At 66.4% G+C, this 2939-nt stretch carries 3 pseudogenes; 2 read left to right on the forward strand and 1 reads right to left on the reverse strand.

Going from position 1 to position 2939, the window contains the following annotated elements:
- Positions 1 to 82 precede the first annotated feature (82 nt).
- Positions 83 to 783, forward strand: a pseudogene (locus LHA35_RS28045) (IS5 family transposase); the annotation flags it as partial.
- Positions 784 to 1305: 522 nt separating this feature from the next.
- On the opposite strand, the pseudogene LHA35_RS28050 reads toward LHA35_RS28045, so the two are convergent.
- Positions 1306 to 2448: pseudogene (locus LHA35_RS28050) on the reverse strand (recombinase family protein); the annotation flags it as partial.
- A gap of 332 nt (positions 2449 to 2780) precedes the next feature.
- Between LHA35_RS28050 and LHA35_RS28055 the strand changes: the two are divergent.
- Positions 2781 to 2924 (forward strand): annotated as a pseudogene (locus tag LHA35_RS28055) (IS5/IS1182 family transposase); the annotation flags it as partial.
- Positions 2925 to 2939: the final 15 nt, after the last annotated feature.

The following is a 2939-nucleotide window of genomic DNA, read 5'->3' on the forward strand; positions in this document are numbered from 1 at the left end:
AGTGTCCGTCCGGGAACAGATCGCCTGATTTGAATGGGTTGTGACTGGCCTGCGGGCGGCTGAGGCGGGCAGACCTGCGGTCATGTGGACGCAGGAGAACCGGGCTCGGTACGACCGCAGCAAGCTGCGCTACCCGAGTGATCTGACCGACGAGGAATGGGCGACCATTGCCCCGCTGATCCCGCCCGCCAAGCCAGGCGGCAACAAGCGGACCGTCGATGTGCGGGCGGTGGTGAACGGAGTGATGTACATCCTCTCCGCCGGCTGCCAGTGGGCGGCGCTGCCCAAGGACCTGCCCCCGCGGAGCACGGTGAACGACTACTTGCGGCGCTGGGACGAGGACCGCACGCTCGATCGCATCCACCATGCGCTTTACGTGCTGTGCCGCGAACAGGCCGGGCGCGAGGCCAGCCCAACGGCGGCGATCATCGACAGCCAGAGCGTCAAGAGCGCTGAAAAGGGGGACGCTGCATCGACCCGTCGGGCTTTGATGCGGGAAAGAAGGTCAAAGGCAAGAAGCGGCACGTCCTGGTCGATACCCAGGGCCTGCTGATGCAGGCCGTCATCCACGCTGCCGACATCCAGGACCGCGATGGCGGTGTGCTGCTGATGGGGGCGCTGTTCGGCCTCTACCCGTTCCTGCTCAAGCTCTACGCCGACAGTGGCTATCAGGGGCCGAAGTTCCAGGCTGGGCTGCACGCCGCCTGTCGCCGGATCAACCTTGAGATCGTCAAGCGCTCCGACCGGCACAAGTTCGTCGTGCTGCCGAAGCGCTGGATTGTGACCGCCTGTACAATCTTGCCAGTTGGGAGCGTTGCTGCCAGCGGGACCGGGCGGAGGGGGAGCGCTGCTGCCCGGCGGCGGGACGCGGAACACCACTTCGATATCGTCGCCATCAATCTCGATCCGGCGCACCAGCGTTCGTATGATGTCCCGTGTGCCGAGCCAGTCGAGGGTATCAAGCCCGGCGCGCACCTTGGTGGCGAAGTCCTCCAGCTGACTGGTGACCAGGGTCAACTCCCGCTCGGCTTCTGCCATTTCGGCCGCGTCCTTTTGCCGTTCCTGGAGCTGGGCCACACGCGTCTTGAGCCCGGTGACACGCGGCTCGAACTCGGAGCGGTCAATCACGCCGGCTGCATAGCTGTCGATCAACCGGCTGATCCCGCGCTGGAGTGCTGCGATTTGGCGTTCGATCTGCGCCAGCTCCTCGGATTTGGCACTGCCCTCGCGCGCCTCTTTCAGGCGCCGTTGGTACTCGTCTGCCAACCTGTCGGGAGCCTCCAGCAGCGCGCACACGCGGTCCCAGACAGCCTGCTCGAGATGGTCAGCGCGAACGGAGCGGTTGTCGCAGACCGCGGTGCCGCCAAAGCGGTAGCCGTCCGTGCCGATGCAGCGATATTGGCGATACTCGCCCTTGCTGCGGGCGCGGCTCGATGTCGGCATCGCCTTGCCGTAGTAGGCATACCCGCAGCGATGGCAGACCGTCAGCCCCTGGAGGAGCCAGCGAGGTCCACGCAGGCTGTCTCGCTTGCGTTGGCGGTTCTCCACCAACTGGACCTGGGCAGCTTCGAAGACCGCCGGGTCGACCAGGGCAGGCACCGGCACCTCGATCCATTCCTCGCGGGGCACGGCGACCCGCATACCTGGGCGCTTCGGCGGCTGCGGATGGCCCCGTAGGGGCCGCAACCCCGGACGGCTGGGAAGGTAGCGGGAATGCCCGTACACCGCCCGCCCGATATAGGCCGTGTTGCTCAGCATGCCGTGCAGGGTCGAGGCATACCAAAGGCCGTTTCCGCGTCGGTTGGGAACACCGGCCTGCTGCAGACGGCGGCACACTTCGCGCAGGCTTAACCGCTCCAGGCCAACCCAGGCGAAGATGAGCCGCACGAACCTGGCTTCCTCCGGTACCACCTCGAATCGCGCCACGCCGCCACCTTGATCCTTCGGCACGTAGCGGTAACCGAAGGGGGCCGTGGTGAAAGCGCTCAGCAGGCCCGCACGTGCTGCGTGACGACGTCCGCGCCGGCTGCGCTCCAGGATCTTGGCCCGCTCATACTCGGCAATCACGCCCTGCATCTGCAGCAGCAGATCATCCTCGGCCGTGGCGCCAATCGGCCGGTTCAGGAACAGCACCTCCACCCCAGCGCGGCGGAACTCTTCCATCAACAGAGCCTGGTGTGCGTGGCGCCTGGCCAGCCGGTCAGGAGCGAGGACATACAGTTGCCCGATGCGCCCCGCCGCAGCCGCGTCGCGCAGCCGTTCCAACGCCGGACGAACAAGGACGGAGCCGCTGTAACCCTCGTCGACATAGGCGTCATCAGGCTCGAGTTGCCCACCATCGACGGCAATCCGCTCGCGGAGCGCCGTGATCTGGCTGGCAATGGTGTTGTCGCGCGCCTGCCCCTCGGTTGAGACGCGCGCATAGAAGGTGACATGACGGTCAGGCATGCTTACCTCCGCCTCTGCGGACCAACCTGTCCGCCTGTCCCGGGGTCTTGGATCCGGACGCCGTGTCTGCCCGCCGGATCGGGAACAGACGGGCGTAGGCGTTGATCAGGCACTGCTGGCCCACGCGGGTCCTCTCGAACGCCTCGCGCACCATCAGGCGAGGGCGATCCGTGCGTCGGACCATCCGCTCCTCCATCGATAGCGCCCCCTGTCGGTGGCACTCGATGCAGGTTCAGCCCAGCCTGGTCGCCGGCAAAGCCCAGGGCGCGTAGCTCACTGCGCCGGATCGTTTCGGTCCACTTGAAGTCCGGCCTGGCAAGATTGTACAGGCGGTCGTCGAGCGGACCATCGCCTGGCTGAACCGCTGTCGCCGGCTGGCCAAAGATTGGGAGTGCCTGAACCGCACCGGCCTCGCTTTCCTGCGCTGGGCCTCCGTGCGCCTCATGCTGCGAAGGCTCTGCCAGACAACAACATGATCCCGGACGGACACT

The sequence above is a fragment of the Roseicella aerolata genome, assembly GCF_020523605.1.
Lineage (GTDB): Bacteria > Pseudomonadota > Alphaproteobacteria > Acetobacterales > Acetobacteraceae > Paracraurococcus > Paracraurococcus aerolatus.